Below are 16,950 nucleotides of genomic sequence, written 5' to 3'. Positions count from 1 at the left end.
GTCAGACCACCTCGTCCTCGTGCAGGCGGGTGCGCAGGGCGCGTACCGCCGTGTGCAGGCGGCTCTTGACCGTGCCCTCCGGGACGCCGAGCTGCTCGGCGATGGACCGGACCGGCAGGTCGGCGTAGAAGCGCAGCACGACCACCTGGCGCTGTGCGTCGGGCAGCTCGTCCAGGCCGCGGGCGACGGCGAGGGAGAGCACGCTGGTCTCCTCGCCGGAAGGGGCCTGAGCCGGGCGGAGCGACGCGAGGCGCTCCCCGATCCGCTCCTGGCGGCGTTTGGCCCGGTGCCAGTCCATGGCGAGGTTGGAGGCGACCACGGCCACCCACGCCGAGACGTCCCGCGGTGCCTCCCGCCCGCTCGCCGCGCGTTCCAGCAGCCGCAGCCGGACCTGCTGCACCCCGTCCGGCAGGTCCGCCTGCGGCACCCCGCCGAGCGCGAGCACCGCCCGCACCCGGCGTTCCTGCGCCGCGTCCAGCGGGTCGTCGTCCACCGCGGTGTACGACGGCCCCCGGCCGCGCCGGCTCCTTCCGCGCAGCACCGGCCACCCCCCTCACACTGTTTCCCCTACGACGCCGGTCCCGCCCGGAACGTTCAGAGGCGTACGTCACACCTCCGTGTGGCCGGTACCGGACGGGGCAGGGGACCTTGCGGTCCACGGCCCCCAGAAGTCGAATTTCTGCAGTTCAGGGGGGTTATGGCCGAAGGTCCGCAACCGGTGGCCGCCGCCGGTCCGTCCCACTGTGCGGGCAGGCTCCGCAAAGAATTGGACAGGCGGGCCGTGGTCGGCCGCATGATGGAAGAGCCTCGGCCAGGCATTCAGGAACGAATCAGGACACGTAGGGAGTCGCCGTGAGGGTCGGAATCGTCGGAGCCACCGGTCAGGTGGGCACGGTCATGCGCAGGATCCTCAAGGAGCGCGACTTTCCGGTCACCGAGCTGCGCCTGTTCGCGTCGGCGCGTTCGGCGGGCACGGAGCTGGACGGCGTGACGGTGGAGGACGCGGCGGCCGCCGACTACTCCGGCCTGGACATCGTGCTGTTCTCCGCGGGCGGCGCGACCTCGAGGGCGCTGGCCGAGAAGGTCGCCGCGCAGGGCCCGGTCGTGATCGACAACTCCTCCGCCTGGCGCAAGGACCCCGAGGTCCCCCTCGTCGTCTCCGAGGTGAACCCGCACGCGATCGCGGACCGCCCCAAGGGCATCATCGCCAACCCGAACTGCACGACGATGGCCGCGATGCCGGTCCTGCGTCCGCTGCACGCCGAGGCGGGCCTGGAGGCGCTGGTCGTCGCCACGTACCAGGCGGTGTCGGGCTCCGGCCTCGCCGGCGTCGCGGAGCTGCACGGCCAGGCGTCGAAGGTGATCGACGAGGCGGACAAGCTGACCCACGACGGCGCGGCGGTCGACTTCCCCGAGCCGGGTGTCTACCAGCGCCCCATCGCCTTCAACGTGCTGCCGCTGGCCGGCAACCTCGTCGACGACGGCCTGAACGAGACCGACGAGGAGCAGAAGCTGCGCAACGAGTCCCGCAAGATCCTGGAGATCCCCGGGCTCAAGGTCTCCGGCACCTGTGTGCGCGTCCCGGTGTTCTCCGGGCACTCCCTGCAGATCAACGCCCGCTTCGCCCGCCCGATCAGCGCCGAGCGCGCGACCGAGCTGCTGGCGGACGCTCCCGGTGTCGTCCTCACCGACATCCCCACCCCGCTCCAGGCGGCCGGCCAGGACCCGTCGTACGTCGGCCGTATCCGCCCCGACGAGACGGTCGCCAACGGCCTCGCGCTCTTCGTCTCCAGCGACAACCTCCGCAAGGGCGCGGCGCTGAACGCCGTGCAGATCGCGGAGCTGGTGGCGGCGGAGCTGCGCGGCTGACCCCCACGACGCGAGCGGCGGGCGACCGGGGGCCCGCCTCTTCGTCGTACGGCAGGGGGACGGTTCAGTCCCGGCGCACCTCGTAGAGGAAGCAGCCGTACTCCACGGCCCTCACGTGCACCAGTGCGACCTCGGGGTCGGTGAAGGCCTCGGTGAGGGCGGGTGCGAAGTCCTCCGGTGCCTCGACGAGCCGCCCGCCGAGGATGCGGCCGTCGGCGGAGTAGCGGCGCAGTGTGCGGTGGGCGTGGGTGAAGGGGAGGTCCGTGCCCTCCGCGCCCGCGCACTCCCCGGCGTGGAGGAAGACGGGGCCCTGTTCGTCGTAGGCGCCGGGGTCCGCGCCCGTCCGCGCCGCCCAGCGGCGCAGGGGCGCGTAGGAGACGAGGGCGACGCGCTCTCCCGGGCGGCTGCGCCGCAGACAGCAGCGGAGCGGGGCGCCGCCCTCGTCGTCGGTGCGGGGGACGGCCGGGCGGCCGGCGTCGTCGAGGCGTAGCAGCTCCTCGCGGACGGCCGGGGGGACGGGTCGTGCGGTGTGGATCGGCATGTCCCCCAGGCTCGCTCCCGCCCGCCGCGGCCGCTGGCGGGTTTCGGACGTCGAGCCCGCCCCGCGCCCAGCGGCCGGGTGACACAGGGGTATCCCCATGATCCGGCTCGGTCATCGCCTCGGCGCGAGGTCGCGTGGAAGGATGGCGCAACCCACACATATCGAGGAGATGACCGCGTGCCTGGCACAAACCTGACTCGCGAAGAGGCGCGGCAGCGGGCGAAGCTGCTGACCGTTGACTCGTACGAGATCGATCTCGACCTCTCCGGCGCGCAGGAGGGCGGCACCTACCGGTCCGTGACCACGGTGCGCTTCGACGTCGCCGAGGACGGTGACGGCGCGGAGTCGTTCATCGATCTGGTGGCGCCCGCCGTGCACGAGGTGACCCTCAACGGGGACTCCCTCGATCCGGCCGAGGTCTTCGCGGACTCCCGCATCGCCCTGCCCGGCCTGCTGAAGGGCCGCAACGTGCTGCGGGTGAGCGCCGACTGCGCGTACACCAACACCGGTGAGGGTCTGCACCGGTTCGTCGACCCGGTCGACGACCAGGCCTACCTGTACACCCAGTTCGAGGTGCCGGACGCCCGCCGTGTCTTCGCGAGCTTCGAACAGCCCGACCTCAAGGCGACGTTCCGGTTCACCGTGAAGGCCCCGGAGGGCTGGACGGTCGTCTCCAACTCGCCGACCCCCGAACCGAAGGACAACGTCTGGGAGTTCGAGCCGACCCCGCGTATCTCGTCGTACATCACGGCGCTGATCGTCGGCCCGTACCACTCCGTGCACAGTGTGTACGAGAAGGACGGCCAGTCCGTCCCGCTCGGCATCTACTGCCGCCCCTCGCTGGCCGAGTACCTGGACTCCGACGCGATCTTCGAGGTCACCCGGCAGGGCTTCGACTGGTTCCAGGAGAAGTTCGACTACGCGTACCCGTTCGCCAAGTACGACCAGCTGTTCGTGCCGGAGTTCAACGCGGGCGCGATGGAGAACGCGGGCGCGGTCACCATCCGCGACCAGTACGTGTTCCGTTCGAAGGTGACGGACGCCGCGTACGAGGTGCGGGCCTCCACGATCCTGCACGAGCTCGCCCACATGTGGTTCGGCGACCTGGTCACCATGGAGTGGTGGAACGACCTGTGGCTGAACGAGTCGTTCGCCACCTACGCGGAGGCCGCCTGCCAGGCCGCCGCCCCCGGCTCGAAGTGGCCGCACTCGTGGACGACGTTCGCGAACCAGATGAAGACCTGGGCCTACCGCCAGGACCAGCTGCCGTCCACGCACCCGATCATGGCGGACATCCGCGACCTGGACGACGTGCTCGTCAACTTCGACGGCATCACGTACGCCAAGGGCGCGTCCGTGCTGAAGCAGCTCGTCGCGTACGTCGGTGAGGACGCGTTCTTCCGGGGCGTGCAGGCGTACTTCAAGCGCCACGCGTACGGCAACACGCGCCTGTCCGACCTGCTCGGCGCGCTGGAGGAGACCTCGGGCCGCGATCTGAGGTCGTGGTCGAAGCAGTGGCTGGAGACGGCCGGCATCAACGTCCTGCGCCCCGAGATCGAGACGGGCGCCGACGGCGTCATCACCTCGTTCGCCGTCCGCCAGGAGGCCCCCGCGCTCCCGGCCGGCGCGAAGGGCGAGCCGACACTGCGTCCGCACCGCATCGCGATCGGCCTGTACGACCTCGACGGGGCGACCGGCAAGCTGGTGCGCGGCGACCGGGTCGAGCTGGACGTCGACGGCGAACTGACCGCCGTACCGCAGCTGGCCGGAAAGCGCCGTCCCGCGGTCGTCCTGCTCAACGACGACGACCTCTCGTACGCCAAGGTCCGCCTGGACGAGGCCTCCCTCGCGTTCGTCACCGAGCACCTGGGCGACTTCGCGGAGTCGCTGCCGCGCGCCCTGTGCTGGGCCTCCGCCTGGGACATGACCCGGGACGCGGAACTCGCCGCCCGCGACTACCTGTCCCTGGTGCTGTCGGGCATCGGCAAGGAGTCCGACATCGGTGTCGTGCAGTCGCTGCACCGCCAGGTGAAGCTGGCCGTCGACCTGTACGCCGCCCCGGCTTCCCGTGAGGCCCTGCTGGCCCGCTGGACGGACGCCACGCTGGCCCATCTGCGGTCCGCCGAGGCGGCGAGCGACCACCAGCTGGCGTGGGCGCGGGCGTTCGCGGCGACGGCCCGTACGCCGGAGCAGCTGGACCTGCTGGAGGCGCTGCTGGCCGGCACGCAGACCGTCGAGGGCCTGGCCGTGGACACGGAGCTGCGCTGGTCGTTCGTGCAGCGGCTGGCGGCGGTGGGCCGGTTCGACGAGACGGAGATCGCGGGCGAGTACGAGCGGGACCGGACGGCGGCCGGTGAGCGGCACGCCGCGACCGCCCGTGCGGCCCGGCCGACGGAGGAGGCCAAGGCGGAGGCGTGGGCCTCGGTCGTGGAGTCCGACAAGCTGCCGAACGCCGTCCAGGAGGCGGTCATCGCCGGCTTCGTCCAGACCGACCAGCGGGAACTGCTGGCGCCGTACACGGACCGGTACTTCGAGGTCCTGGCGGACGTGTGGGCCTCCCGCTCGCACGAGATGGCCCAGCAGATCGCGGTCGGCCTGTACCCGGCGGTCCAGGTCTTCGGCGAGACCCTCGACAGGACGGACGCCTGGCTGACGTCCGCCGAGCCCAACGCGGCCCTGCGCCGCCTGGTCTCGGAGTCCCGCGCCGGAGTGGAACGCGCCCTGCGCGCCCAGGCGGCGGACGCGGCGGCCTCCTAGCGGTACGTACGTCAGGGGCGCCGGAGTCCTCTTCCGGCGCCCCTGACGGCTGTTCAGCGGCCCACCGCGCAGGCGTCGCCGTTGAGCATGAACCGTGCCGGTGGTGTGGCGTCGCCGGTGTTGCCGGTGAGGTAGCCGAGGGTGACGCTCGCGCCGGGGGCGATCGTGGCGTTGTGCGGGGCGTTGACCGCCGTGATCGTGTTGCTTCCCTGGGTCAGGGTGGTGTTCCAGTCGGAGACGACGGTCTGGCCGAGGGCGAGGGAGAACTCGAGGGTCCAGCCGTTCACCGGGGTGTCGCCGGTGTTGGTGACGGTGAGATCGACCGTCATGCCGGTGCCCCACGCGGTCACCGCCCGGTCCACCCGGCAGGTGGGCTCCTCCTGGGCGAAGGACACCTTGTGCAGGCCGCCGGGCAGGTCGTTGACGACGTAGAACTCGCCGTCGGCGGTCGTGCCGATCGACGTCACCTGGGTGGGCATCTCACCGATCTCGGCCTGCTCGTAGCCGCCGCTGCCGTCGGGGCGCAGCGCCCAGACGGTGGACGAGCAGTAGTCGGTGGCGATGTAGGTGCCGCCGACCAGGCCCGCGTGGTCCCGGCCGCGGTAGACATGGCCGCCGATGACCGAACAGCCGCCGGTGTAGGGGGAGTAGGTGAAGACGGGCTCGGTGTAGCGCTCACCGGGCACGCAGTCGCCGCCCTGGAACTTCTCCAGGCCCTCGTAGCAGGACCAGCCGAGATTCAGCCCGCCCCGGCCGGGAGCGAGATGGTCGATCTCCTCCCAGCGGCCCTGGCCGACGTCGCCGATCCACATCGAGCCGTCGGCTTGGTCGAAGGAGAACCGCCACGGGTTGCGCAGCCCGTACAGCCAGATCTCCCCGCGGGCGCCGGGGGTGCCGACGAACGGGTTGTCGGCGGGGACGCAGTACGGCAGCGTGCCGCAGGTACGGCTCACGTCGATCCGCATGATCTTGCCGAGCAGGGTGTCCAGCCGCTGTCCGGAGCGGAAGGGGTCGCCGGCGCTGCCGCCGTCGCCGATGCTCCAGTACAGGTTGCCGTCGGGGCCGAAGGCGAGCTGGCCGCCGTTGTGGTTGCTGAACTCGGCGTGCGGCTGGGAGAGCAGGGGCTCGAGGCGGGACTCGTCGAGCCGGTAGCGGGCGACGGTGACGGCGGCGTCGGGCAGCGCCGTGTACGCCAGGTACAGGTCCTGGCTGTCGGCGAAGTCGGGCGGGACGGCGATGCCGAGGAGGCCGCGCTCGTTGCCGGACTCGTCGACGGCGGAGGTGATGTCGAGCAGCGGGGTCTGCGCCAGGCCGGTGTCGGGGTCGTAGACGCGGACGCTGCCGGACTTCTGGGTGATGAACAGCCGGTCCGTGCCGTCGTCGGGGGCGGCGATGGCGGTGGGCCGTCTCAGCCCGGAGGCGACCTGGGTGGTGGTCGCGCTGATCGAGGGGAGGGGAACGGCCTCGGCCGTCCCGGTACGGGACGGCGCGGTGTCCGCCGCCGCGGGCAGCGGGGCGAGGGCGGTGAGCAGGAGGGCCAGCAGGAGGGGACCGGTCCAGCGGCGTCGTGGCATGTCGGCTCCGGAAACGTGGACGCTTGCACGGCGGGGGTGTTCTGGTGCTGGTGCGCTGTTCGGGAGGAGCGCGATCGATCGCGTCGACGGGGTGGGAGCGCTCCCGCGCTCCCAGGCTGCGCGTGGCCCCACGAAGCGGCAATGGTTGAACGCGCCACTTTGGCCCCAGGTGGCGCGAACGATACGCCCGGCCGACGGGCCGTCACCCGGTCGCTTACCGGCGAGCTACTTTGTTGCGGGCGATCAGTGCCGGACGGATACTCCAGGTCATGAACACCCCCGAGCAGCGCCCCCGGGACGCCGTCGACGCGGTCGTCGAGGCATGGGCCCAGGTCAGGCCCGATCTCGACACCGCCGGTATGGAGGTCTTCGGGCGGGTGTTCCGGCTCGCGCGCGCGATGGGTGACCGGATGGAGGCGGTGTACGCCACGTACGGGATCTCGCGGGGGGAGTTCGACGTCCTCGCCGCGCTGCGCCGCACGGGGGAGCCCCACACGCTCTCCCCGCGGGCGCTGTCGGCCACGCTGATGCTGACGACCGGCGGGATGACCGGCCGCCTCGACAAACTGGAGCGTGCGGGACTGCTCCGCCGCTCCCCCGACCCCCACGACCGCCGCGGCCTCCAGGTCACGCTCACCGAGGCGGGCCTGAGGCTGATCGACGCGGCGGCCGGCGCGGGCCTCGCCGCCCAGACCGAGGCACTCTCCGCCCTGGACGGGGACCGGTCGGCACAACTCGCCGGTCTCCTGCGGGAGCTGCTGGCGGCGACGGAGAGGTAGCCGCCCGCTCCTCGGCCGTGGCACGGCCGGCGCCCACCGGGCGGCGTCGTCCGACGGCGCCGGGTCCGCGGTGGACGCACCGAGGGCGCCGCCCTCGTCCCGTACGGCTGACGCGCGTACGTACGACAGGGTCGGCGCCCTCGTGGAGGTGCGTGGCGGCCGCTCGCGGGCGGCCTGCCCCGGATCAGGCCTTGGCTTCGGCCTTGGTCGTGATGTTGGAGCTGGTCGGGTCCTTCTTGTTGTGCGTCTTGTCGCCGATCATCACCAGGCCTGCGATGAGCAGGAACAACGCGATCGGGGCCAGGACGTAGAGGCCCAGCGTCTCGACGACGCTCAGGCCCGTGCCGGGGTCGTCGCCGTCGTCGCGGGTGAGCGCGAGCGCGGGGGACGACATGAGCAGCATCATCAGCGTCGTACCGGCTGCCAGGGCGCCGGCGCGCAGGGCGTTCTTCTTGTCCACGGTCACAAGCTATCCAACGGGGTCGGGGTTCGCGCGCGCGGGGTGCCCGATGGACGCGCCCGCGGGAACGGCGGCATGCGGCAGCCCGCGACTAGCGCTGCCGGTGCAGTACCTCGAGCAGGGCCCGGAGCCGGGGTGACCTCGTCAGTTGTTCCAGCGTGACCGGGCGGCCCCCCGCATCCGCGATCGGGAGGCGCCAGTTCGGATACTGGTCCCATGTGCCGGGCAGGTTCTGGGGGCGGCGGTCGCCCACGCCGTCCGGGAGCCAGACCCCGATCATGCGGGCCGGCGTGCGCAGCAGGTAGCGGTGGACGGCCTGGATCTCGGCCTCCTCGAAGGCCCCCGGCTCCATCAGCCCCAGCCGCAGGAAAAGCTCGCGCCACTCCGCCGTGTCGGCCGCCGCCTCCGCCCGTTCTTCCTCCGGCGGACGCGTCAGCAGCCCGAGGCTGTCCCGCAGGTCCACGTGCTCCCCGGTGAGCCGGGCGGCGGTGGGCGGCAGATCGTGGGTGGTGGCCGTGGCCAGACAGTCCGCGCGCCATGCCTCCGGCGGCAGCGGACGCCGGTCCCCCTCCCAGTCCCGTTCGAACCACAGCACCGACGTGCCGTACACCCCGCGTTCGCGCAGCGCCTCCCGCACACCCGGCTCGACGGTCCCCAGGTCCTCCCCGATCACCATCGCCCCGGCCCGCGACGCCTCCAGGACCAGCACGGCGAGCATCGCCTCGGCGTCGTAGCGGACGTACGTGCCCTCCGTGGGCGGATGCCCCTCGGGCACCCACCAGAGCCGGAACAGCCCCATCACATGGTCGATGCGCAGCGCGCCCGCGTACCGGAACAGCCCGCGCAGCAGCGCCCGGAACGGCGCGTACCCGAAGTCGGCGAGCCGGTCGGGCCGCCAGGGCGGCAGCCCCCAGTCCTGCCCGCGCGCGTTGAACGCGTCCGGGGGCGCGCCGACGGACATACCGGCCGCGAAGTACTCCCGCTGCGCCCAGGCGTCGGCACCGCCGGGGTGCACGCCGACCGCGAGGTCGTGGACGATCCCGACCGGCATCCCCGCCTCGCGCGCGGCCCGCTGCGCGGCGGTGAGCTGGGCGTCGGTGAGCCAGACGAGCCAGGAGTGGAAGCCGACGCGGTCCGCCAGCTCGCGCCGCGCACGCGCGGTCCGGTCCGAGCGCGGGTCGCGCAGCCCGTCGGGCCAGCGGTGCCAGTCGGCGCCGTGCACCTCGGCCAGCGCGCACCAGGTGGCGTGGTCCTCCAGGGCCTGCCCCTGTTCCTCGCGGAAGGCGTCGTAGGCAGCACGGCGGCCCGGCCCGAGGGGGACCTCGCGCACCCGTTCCAGGGCCTCCCGTTTGACCTGCCAGACGGCGTCCCGGTCGATCAGCGCGCCCTTCTCCAGTACGGCCTCGCGCAGCCGTCCGGCCCGCTGGAGCAGCCCGTCCGCACCGCCCGCGAGGTACGCGAACTCGGGTACGTCCTCGACCCGCAGGTGCACGGGGTCGGGGAAGCGCCGCGAGGAGGGCCGGTAGGGGGACGGGTCGGCCGGCGGTCCGGGAACGGCCGCGTGCAGCGGGTTGACCTGGACGAATCCGGCGCCGAGGGCGCGTCCCGCCCAGCCGGCGAGTTCGCCCAGGTCGGCGAGGTCGCCCATGCCCCAGGAGCGCCGGGAGAGCAGGGAGTAGAGCTGGACGAGGAGGCCGTAGGAGCGTCCGGGCGGGGCGGGCAGCGCGGTCGGGGCGACGATGAGGTGGGCGCGGGCGGTGCGGCCGTCGGGGGCGGTGGCGGTCACCTCGTGCACGCCGGGCGGGAGGTGTCCGGCCGAGGCGCGGATCTCGCCCTGTTCGGTGCGTACGCGCAGCCGGGTGCCGTCGGGGAGGGCGCTCAGGGCGTCGGGGGCGCGGGTGCCCCAGCCGACCAGGGTGGGGGGCAGCAGGCGCGTGCCGAGTTCCCGTTCGCGGGCGGTGAGCGCGGTGCGCACGGCGTCCGGGGTGGCGGTGTCCACGCCGAGGGCGGCCAGCGCGAGGGTGACGGCGGTGGCCGAGGCCGTGACCGTGCGGTCCGGGGAGGGTGCGTAGGAGGTGGCGACGCCGTACAGGGCGGCGAGCCGGGACAGGTCCTCGGAAGGGGGCTCGGCCGGCCGCGGCGCGGTCACCCTAGGGCTCCGGGCGGTACTGGGCCGGGAAGGAGTCGAGTCCGGAGGAGTCGGAGGTGTCCGTGAAGGCGTCGGACTCGCTGGTCAGCGGGGCGGCGTCGGCGAGCGGCGGTTCGCTGGTGAGGGGTTCGGCGTCGGGCAGCGGGGGTTCGCTGGTCAGCGGGACCTCGGCGCAGGGGCCCTCCGCGCTGAAGACGCAGTACTGCGGCTCCTCGGAGCCGGAGAGGTCCGGGAAGTCCGGGAGGTAGGCGGAGGGATGCTCCGCCACGGGTTTGGACAGGGCCGGGGACGGGACGTAAGCCGGTGCAGCCACAGATGGCCTCCTCGTCGGGCACGGCGCGCGGATCACGCGGGGTGTGCGGGTCGTTCGGGTTATCTCGCAGCCCTACCCAGGGCGCGCGATGCCAGACGCACAAAGTCTTTCAACGTGCTCCTGATCACATTCTCGCCCCGCCCCCTCCCTCCACAGTGGGACAAACGCGCCACAACGTCCACTTCCGTTGACACGCTCACCACGGAAATGGTGGGCTCGGGCTTTCCCGGTAACGGAATGGACACGGCCGGGCCGGGTGGTTCTTCGAGCGATCGGGAGGGCGCGTGCTGCTGCGGCGTGGGAGGACGGCGAACGCCAGGAGGGCCGCCCTCGCCCTCGCGGTCCTCGCCGGGAGCCTGGGTGTCGTACCCGTCGCCGTCGCCGCGCCGGGGGTGACGGCGTCCCCGGCCGACGAGGAGACGCGGGCGGCGGAGCCTTCCGTGTGGCCGCGCCCGCAGTCCGTGCGGGCGAACGGCGCCCCGGTCGAGGTGACCCGGGAGGTCGCCCTGGCGGCGGACGCGACGGCCGACCCGTACGCCCTCGACGCGCTCCGCGCGCTGCTGCGGGAAGCGGGCGCGCGCCGGTTCACCACCCCGGGCGCGCCGGTGCCCGAGGGGGCGCTGGTGGTGCGCGTCGGCACGGAGCATGCCCCGGGCGACCCCCGGCACGCCCTCCCGCCCGGCGGCTACGCGCTGACCGTCGGCAAGGGGGCCGTCTCCCTCACCGGCGCGGACGGCGACGGCCAGTTCCACGCCGTGCAGACCCTGCGCCAGCTGCTCCGCCGGGACGGCACCTCCCTCACCGCGGCCGTCGTGCGCGACTGGCCCGCCACCGCCGTACGCGGCGTCACCGAGGGCTTCTACGGCACCCCGTGGACGCACGGACAGCGGCTGTCCCAGCTGGACTTCCTGGGCCGCACCAAGCAGAACCGGTACCTGTACGCGCCCGGCGAGGACCTGTACCGGCAGGCCCGCTGGCGTGAGCCGTACCCGGCCGACCGGCGGGCGGAGTTCCGGGAGCTGGCCGAGCGGGCACGGAGCAACCACGTCACCCTCGGCTGGGCGGTGGCGCCCGGGCAGGCGATGTGTTTCGCCTCCGGCGACGATCTGCGGGCGCTGACCCGGAAGCTGGACGCGATGTGGGCGCTGGGCTTCCGCGCCTTCCAGCTGCAGTTCCAGGACGTCAGCTACAGCGAGTGGCACTGCGGGGCGGACGCCGACCGGTTCGGCTCCGGCCCCGGCGCCGCCGCCCGCGCCCAGGCACATGTGGCGAACGCGGTGGCCCGGCACCTGGCGGAGCGGCACCCCGGGGCCGCCGCCCTGTCCCTGATGCCCACCGAGTTCTACGAGGACGGCTCGACCGCGTACCGGAGGGCCCTCGCACAGGAGCTGGACCCGGGTACGGAGGTGGCGTGGACCGGGGTCGGGGTGGTGCCGCGCACCATCACCGGGGGCGAACTGGCCCGGGCGCGGGAGGTGTTCGGGCATCCCCTGGTGACCATGGACAACTACCCGGTGAACGACTACGCCCCCGGCCGGATCTTCCTCGGCCCCTACCAGGGCCGGGAACCGGCCGTCGCCGCAGGCTCGGCGGCACTGCTCGCCAACGCGATGGCGCAGCCCGAGGCGTCCCGTGTCCCGCTGTTCACCGCCGCCGACTTCGCCTGGAACCCGAGCGACTACCGCCCCCGGGAGTCCTGGCGGGCCGCGATCGCCGATCTCGCCGCCGGTGACACCCGGCGCGAGGAGGCCCTGAACGCCCTCGCGGGGAACACCGCGTCGTCGGTGCTGGGCGGGGAGGAGTCGGCGTATCTGCGGCCGCTGATCGACGCGTTCTGGCGGACGGGGGAGGAGGGGCGGCTGCGTGCGGCCTTCACCGTCCTGCGCGAGCTGCCGAAGCGGCTCTCCGGGACCGGGCTCGCCGCCGAGACCGGCCCCTGGTCCGAGCAGCTGGCCCGCTACGGCGAGGCGGGCACCGACGCCCTGGACATGCTGCGCGCCCAGCGCGCCGGGGACGCGGGCGCCGCCTGGACGGCGTATCTGCGGCTGGGCGAGGGCCGGGAGCGGCTGGGGTCGTCGCGGGCGACGGTGGGCAAGGGTGTGCTGGACCCGTTCCTGAGCCGGGCGCAGAAGGCGTACGAGAGCTGGGCGGGCATCGGCCACGAGCCGCCCGCGCGTTCCGGCGGCGACCGCACGCTCCGCTTCCCGGGCGCCCGCGCGCTGGAGTCCGTGACGGTGCTCGCCGAACCGGGCACGAAGGGGACCGTGGAGGTGCGGACGCCGGGCGGAGGGTGGCGCCGGCTCGGCGCGCTGTCCGCGAGCGGCGCCACCGAACTGCCGGGCGGGGACGGCCGGGTGGACGCCGTACGGGTCACCGGCGCCGTCGAGGTGCGGCACCTGGTCCCCTGGTTCGCGGACGCGCCCGCCGCCTCCCTGGAACTGCCCGGCGACCGCGCGGACGCCGACATCGGCGGCACCAGCCGTCTGACGGCCACGCTCGGCTCGCTGCGCCCCGCCGACGTACGCGGGAAGCTGACCGTGGACGCCCCGGAGGGCATCACCGTCCGGGTGCCGAAGGAGGCGCTGACCGTCCCGCGCGGTACCTCGCTGGAGGTCCCGGTCGAGGTGACCGTGCGGGCGGGCACGCCCGTCCGGTCGTACGGCATCCGGCTCGCCTTCGCCGGGACGGCCCGCACGCTGACGGTCCACGCCGTTCCCCGCACCGCCGGCCCCGACCTGGCCCGCGCCGGCCGGGCGGGTTCCTCGGCCGACGAGACGCCCGACTTCCCGGCCCCGGCGGCGAACGACGGCGACCCACGGACGCGTTGGTCGTCCCCGGCCGACGACGACGCCTGGTGGCAGGTCGACCTGGAGCACCCGGTACGGCTGGGGAAGGTCGCCCTGCACTGGCAGGACGCGCACCCGTCGGCGTACCGCGTGGAGGTCTCGGCGGACGGCCGCACCTGGCGGACGGCGGCGACGGTACGCGACGGTCACGGGGGCCGGGAGACACTCCGCATGGACGAGCCCGGCGTCCGCCACATCCGCGTCCAGGGCGAGAAGCGGGCCACCCGGTTCGGCTACTCGCTGTGGTCGGTGGAGGCGTACGCGGTCGCGGACTGAGCCCCGCCGGCCCTCCCCCGTTCTTTTTCGGCGATCACTATTCACTCAGTACATGTATCGAGTGCATAATGGCGTCATGAGCACCCGCCACATCCTGCTGGGCCTGCTCGCCTCGGGGCCGAGCCATGGCTACGACCTCAAGCGACGCCACGACGAACGCTTCCCGCAGGCCCGCCCACTGGCCTACGGGCAGGCCTACACCACACTCCAGCGCCTGGTCCGGGACGGACTCGCCGAGATCGAGGGCACCGACTCGGACGGCGGCCCGGAGCGGACGATGTACCGCGCCACGGACGACGGAACGCGTGAACTGGCGCGCTGGGCCGGGGAGATCGCCCCGCCCGCGCCGTTCGTGACGAACGAGATCTTCGCCAAGGTCGTGGTGTCGATCCTGTCCGGCGGCGACCCGGCCGCGTATCTGCGCGCCCAACGCACCGCCCATATGGAGCGGATGCGGGAACTGACCGTCGTGAAGTCGGCATCGGGCGCGGACCTGGCGACCGTGCTCTCGGCGGACTTCGCCCTCAACCACCTCGACGCGGACCTCCGTTGGATGACGACCACGGCGGCCCGGCTCACCACCCTGACCGCGGAGGTCGACACAGCATGAGCATGGGGCACAACACGGCGGGGCCGCTGCTCGCGGGCCGCGCCCTGGTCAAGGCGCACGGCAGGACCGAGGCGCTGCGCGGTGCCTCCGTCGAGCTGCGGGCGGGCGAGATCCTCGCGGTGACCGGCGCCAGCGGCAGCGGCAAGTCGACGCTGGTGCACTGCCTGTCCGGCATCGTCCGCCCCGACGCGGGCTCGGTGACGTACGCCGGTGAGCGGCTGGAGGAGCTGCCGGAGAAGCGGCTGAGCGAGCTGCGCCGCACCGAGTTCGGGGTGGTGTTCCAGTTCGGGCAGCTGATCCCGGAGCTGACCGCGCTGGACAACGTGGCGCTGCCGCTGATGCTGGCCGGCACCGGCCGCGCCGAGGCCCGGGCGGCGGCCGGGGAGTGGCTGGAACGGTTCGGGGTGCGCGGGCAGGCCGAGTCGCGGCCCGGCGAGCTGAGCGGCGGGCAGGCGCAGCGGGCCGCGCTGGCCCGCGCCCTGGTCACCGGGCCCCGGGTGGTCTTCGCGGACGAGCCGACCGGCGCGCTGGACTCGCTGGCGAGCGAGCAGGTGATGTCGGCGCTGGTGCACACGGCCCGAGAGGCCGGTACGGCGGTGCTGCTGATCACGCACGACGCGCAGGTGGCGGCGTACGCGGACCGGGAAGTGCAGCTGCGGGACGGCGCCGTGGCATCGCTGGAGGTGACGGCGTGAGCTCCCTCGGCTCCGATCTGCGCCTCGCGTGGCAGCTGACCCGTGGTTCCGGCCGGGGCGAGTGGTGGCGGATCGCGCTCACCGCGGCCGGCGCGGCGCTCGCCACCGGGCTGGCGCTGACGGCCGCCGCCCTGGCCTCCCTGCGGGGCCACTACGCCGTACCGCTCGCCGAGGGCCTGCTCAGCGAGCCCGGCACCCGCTCGGGGGTGATCCTCGGCCTGCTGCTGCTTCTGATCCCGGTGCTCGGGTTCCTGGGCCAGTGCGCCCGGATCGGCGCGCTGCGCCGTGACCGGCGGCTGGCCGGGCTGCGGCTGGCCGGGGCGGCGCCCGGCCAGGTGCGGCGGATCGCCGCGCTGGAGACCGGGCCGGCCTGTCTGCTCGGCTCGGCGGTCGCGACCGCCGTCTCGGTGACGGTCATGGTCCGGGTGTGGGAGCACCCGGCCGCGCTCACCTGGGTGGCGGTGGCGCTGGTCGCCGTCGCCGTCCCGGTGCTGGGCGCGGCGGCGGGCGCGCTGGCGCTGCGCCGGGTGGTGGCCTCGCCGCTCGGCCGGGTGCGCCGGGTCTCCCCGGCTCGTCCGGGGCGCGGGCCGGGGCGGCTGTTCCTGGTGTCGCTGCTGGTGGTGGCCGGGCTGGCGCTGCTCGCGGCGAACACCACGTCGTCCGGGCCGCGCGGCCCGATGGAGCTGCGGACCCCGCTGACGGTGTTCGCGGCGCTGCTCGCGGTCGGCGCGGGCTCGGTGTGGCTGTCCGGTGCCACCTGCCGGGTCGTGGGGCGGGTCCTGGCGGGCCGGGCGCGTTCGGCGGCGACGCTGATCGCGGCGGAGCGGCTGCGCGACGACCCGTGGGCGGCGGCCCGTACGCATGCGGCGGTCCTGCTGGTGACGGTGGTGGGCACCGGGTTCGTGGGCGTACGGCAGGCGTTCCTGGAGGATCTGCACGAGAGCCGGCACCTCGGGGAGAGCATCGCGTACTACACGACGGGGCTGGATCTGACCGCCGCCGCGATCGCGGTGGGCCTGGTGATCACCCTCTCCGCGCTCGCCGTGGGCACCGCCGAGTCCCTCACGGCCCGCCGCCGGGGCCTGGCCGCACAGGCCGCCGCCGGAGTGCCCCGCGCGGTACTGAACCGGGCGCTGCTCCTGGAGACCGCCCTTCCGCTGGCCCCGGCCCTGCTGCTGGCGGGCGCCGGCGGTATGACGGTCGGCACCGCCTACGCCGCGCTCACCGCGTCGGCCTCCTGGCCGTGGGCGGCGCTGCTGGTCCCGCTCGCGGTCTACGTCACCTGCCTCCTGGCGGCGGCGACGGCCCTGCCCCTGCTGAGCCGCACGGTCCGCCCGGCGGAGCTGCGGTACACCTGACGACGGCCGGCTCCGGGGAACGGGGGTTCCCGGAGCCGGACCGCACCCTGCCGGCGCTTCCCGGCGTCAGGCGGAGATGCCGTCGATGCGGGCCATCGCGTCCTCCGCGCCGTACGGCTGGAGGTACGGGAGCCAGCGTGGGTCGCGGTGGCCGGTGCCGATGATGCGCCAGGCCAGGCCCGTGGGCGGGGCGGGTTTGTGGTGCAGGCGCCAGCCCAGTTCGAACAGATGGCGGTCGGCCTTCACGTGGTTGCAGCGGCGGCACGACGCCACCACGTTGTCCCAGACGTGCTTGCCCCCGCGGCTGCGCGGGATGACGTGGTCGACGCTGGTTGCGACGCCACCGCAGTACATGCACCGGCCCCCGTCACGGGCGAACAGCGCCCGGCGGGTGAGCGGAACGGGCCCCCGGTAGGGAACCCGCACGAAACGCTTGAGCCGGACCACGCTGGGTGCGGGGACTGTGACGGTCGCGCTGTGCAGATAGGCGCCGGTCTCCTCGAGGCAGACTGCCTTGTTCTCGAGGACGAGCACGAGCGCGCGGCGGAGCGGTACGACGCCGAGCGGCTCGTACGACGCGTTGAGGACCAGGACATGCGGCACGGACGGCCTCCTTGTACGCCGGCGGCGCGTGGCTCGCGCCGGGACGATCCGTAGTCAGTCTCCCCTCATGCCTGGTGGAAGCGCCACCATGTCCCGGTAACGGGCTGGGAGTGTTTTCGA

The 16,950-nt window shown here is 73.9% G+C and carries 14 protein-coding genes; 7 read left to right on the top strand and 7 right to left on the bottom strand.

Translation table 11 applies throughout. The features are described 5' to 3' along the window. Position 1: 1 nt before the first annotated feature. Complete coding sequence (locus IF28_RS0111720; RefSeq protein ID WP_030217594.1) at positions 2 to 541, bottom strand: RNA polymerase sigma factor; 540 nt, start codon at positions 539 to 541, stop codon at positions 2 to 4. 311 nt (positions 542 to 852) lie between these two features. On the opposite strand from IF28_RS0111720, the gene IF28_RS0111715 reads away from it, so the two are divergent. Continuing rightward, a complete protein-coding gene (locus IF28_RS0111715) occupies positions 853 to 1,869 on the top strand; it encodes an aspartate-semialdehyde dehydrogenase (RefSeq protein WP_030217591.1) in 1,017 nt (338 codons plus the stop codon). Positions 1,870 to 1,933: 64 nt separating this feature from the next. Here the strand turns inward: IF28_RS0111715 and IF28_RS0111710 are convergent, their stop codons facing one another. After that, positions 1,934 to 2,410: a DUF1203 domain-containing protein gene (locus IF28_RS0111710; protein WP_030217588.1), complete on the bottom strand. Its 477-nt coding sequence runs from the start codon at positions 2,408 to 2,410 to the stop codon at positions 1,934 to 1,936. A gap of 177 nt (positions 2,411 to 2,587) precedes the next feature. On the opposite strand from IF28_RS0111710, the gene pepN reads away from it, so the two are divergent. Then, positions 2,588 to 5,167, top strand: coding sequence for an aminopeptidase N (pepN, locus tag IF28_RS0111705; protein ID WP_030217586.1), 2,580 nt, complete (start codon positions 2,588 to 2,590; stop codon positions 5,165 to 5,167). A 53-nt stretch (positions 5,168 to 5,220) separates the two neighbouring features. Here pepN and IF28_RS0111700 read toward each other — a convergent pair whose 3' ends face one another. After that, complete coding sequence (locus tag IF28_RS0111700) at positions 5,221 to 6,741, bottom strand: PQQ-dependent sugar dehydrogenase (RefSeq protein WP_030217582.1); 1,521 nt, start codon at positions 6,739 to 6,741, stop codon at positions 5,221 to 5,223. Between the two features lie 269 nt (positions 6,742 to 7,010). Here IF28_RS0111700 and IF28_RS0111695 point away from each other — a divergent pair, with 269 nt between their 5' ends. Then, positions 7,011 to 7,520 carry a MarR family winged helix-turn-helix transcriptional regulator gene (locus tag IF28_RS0111695; protein ID WP_030217579.1) on the top strand — a complete coding sequence of 170 codons (510 nt, stop codon included), beginning with the start codon at positions 7,011 to 7,013 and terminating at the stop codon, positions 7,518 to 7,520. Between the two features lie 184 nt (positions 7,521 to 7,704). Here IF28_RS0111695 and IF28_RS0111690 read toward each other — a convergent pair whose 3' ends face one another. The 3 genes from IF28_RS0111690 to IF28_RS0111680 form a co-directional block, all read right to left on the bottom strand. After that, positions 7,705 to 7,980: a hypothetical protein gene (locus IF28_RS0111690; protein ID WP_030217578.1), complete on the bottom strand. Its 276-nt coding sequence runs from the start codon at positions 7,978 to 7,980 to the stop codon at positions 7,705 to 7,707. A 91-nt stretch (positions 7,981 to 8,071) separates the two neighbouring features. Beyond that, a complete protein-coding gene (gene malQ, locus IF28_RS0111685; RefSeq protein WP_030217577.1) occupies positions 8,072 to 10,129 on the bottom strand; it encodes a 4-alpha-glucanotransferase in 2,058 nt (685 codons plus the stop codon). Position 10,130: 1 nt separating this feature from the next. Next, positions 10,131 to 10,442: a hypothetical protein gene (locus tag IF28_RS0111680; protein WP_030217576.1), complete on the bottom strand. Its 312-nt coding sequence runs from the start codon at positions 10,440 to 10,442 to the stop codon at positions 10,131 to 10,133. A 284-nt stretch (positions 10,443 to 10,726) separates the two neighbouring features. Here IF28_RS0111680 and IF28_RS0111675 point away from each other — a divergent pair, with 284 nt between their 5' ends. From IF28_RS0111675 to IF28_RS0111660, 4 genes are all read left to right on the top strand, one after another. Then, positions 10,727 to 13,564 carry a beta-N-acetylglucosaminidase domain-containing protein gene (locus IF28_RS0111675; RefSeq protein WP_030217573.1) on the top strand — a complete coding sequence of 946 codons (2,838 nt, stop codon included), beginning with the start codon at positions 10,727 to 10,729 and terminating at the stop codon, positions 13,562 to 13,564. Positions 13,565 to 13,640: 76 nt separating this feature from the next. Beyond that, on the top strand, positions 13,641 to 14,174 hold the full coding sequence (locus tag IF28_RS0111670; RefSeq protein WP_030217571.1) for a PadR family transcriptional regulator: 534 nt from the start codon (positions 13,641 to 13,643) through the stop codon (positions 14,172 to 14,174). Beyond that, on the top strand, positions 14,171 to 14,869 hold the full coding sequence (locus tag IF28_RS0111665; RefSeq protein WP_030217568.1) for an ABC transporter ATP-binding protein: 699 nt from the start codon (positions 14,171 to 14,173) through the stop codon (positions 14,867 to 14,869). The genes IF28_RS0111670 and IF28_RS0111665 overlap by 4 nt, the downstream gene beginning before the upstream one ends. Next, the gene (locus IF28_RS0111660) at positions 14,866 to 16,227 is read left to right on the top strand and encodes a hypothetical protein (protein ID WP_030217565.1); all 1,362 of its coding nucleotides are present in this window, start codon (positions 14,866 to 14,868) and stop codon (positions 16,225 to 16,227) included. The genes IF28_RS0111665 and IF28_RS0111660 overlap by 4 nt, the downstream gene beginning before the upstream one ends. A gap of 66 nt (positions 16,228 to 16,293) precedes the next feature. Here IF28_RS0111660 and IF28_RS0111655 read toward each other — a convergent pair whose 3' ends face one another. Next, complete coding sequence (locus IF28_RS0111655) at positions 16,294 to 16,830, bottom strand: HNH endonuclease (RefSeq protein WP_030217562.1); 537 nt, start codon at positions 16,828 to 16,830, stop codon at positions 16,294 to 16,296. Positions 16,831 to 16,950 lie beyond the last annotated feature (120 nt).

It is taken from the genome of Streptomyces sp. NRRL WC-3626, from assembly GCF_000718785.1.
GTDB lineage: Bacteria > Actinomycetota > Actinomycetes > Streptomycetales > Streptomycetaceae > Streptomyces > Streptomyces edwardsiae.
The sequence above is the reverse complement of the archived record's forward strand: the minus strand, read 5'-3'. Positions and strand labels throughout refer to the sequence as shown.

Bases quoted from the DNA above. Each gene is read 5' to 3' on its own strand.
- IF28_RS0111710 (WP_030217588.1), bottom strand. From the start codon at position 2,410: ATGCCGATCCACACCGCACGACCCGTCCCCCCGGCCGTCCGCGAGGAG.
- IF28_RS0111670 (WP_030217571.1), top strand. From the start codon at position 13,641: ATGAGCACCCGCCACATCCTGCTGGGCCTGCTCGCCTCGGGGCCGAGC.
- IF28_RS0111665 (WP_030217568.1), top strand. From the start codon at position 14,171: ATGAGCATGGGGCACAACACGGCGGGGCCGCTGCTCGCGGGCCGCGCC.
- IF28_RS0111695 (WP_030217579.1), top strand. From the start codon at position 7,011: ATGAACACCCCCGAGCAGCGCCCCCGGGACGCCGTCGACGCGGTCGTC.
- IF28_RS0111700 (WP_030217582.1), bottom strand. From the start codon at position 6,741: ATGCCACGACGCCGCTGGACCGGTCCCCTCCTGCTGGCCCTCCTGCTC.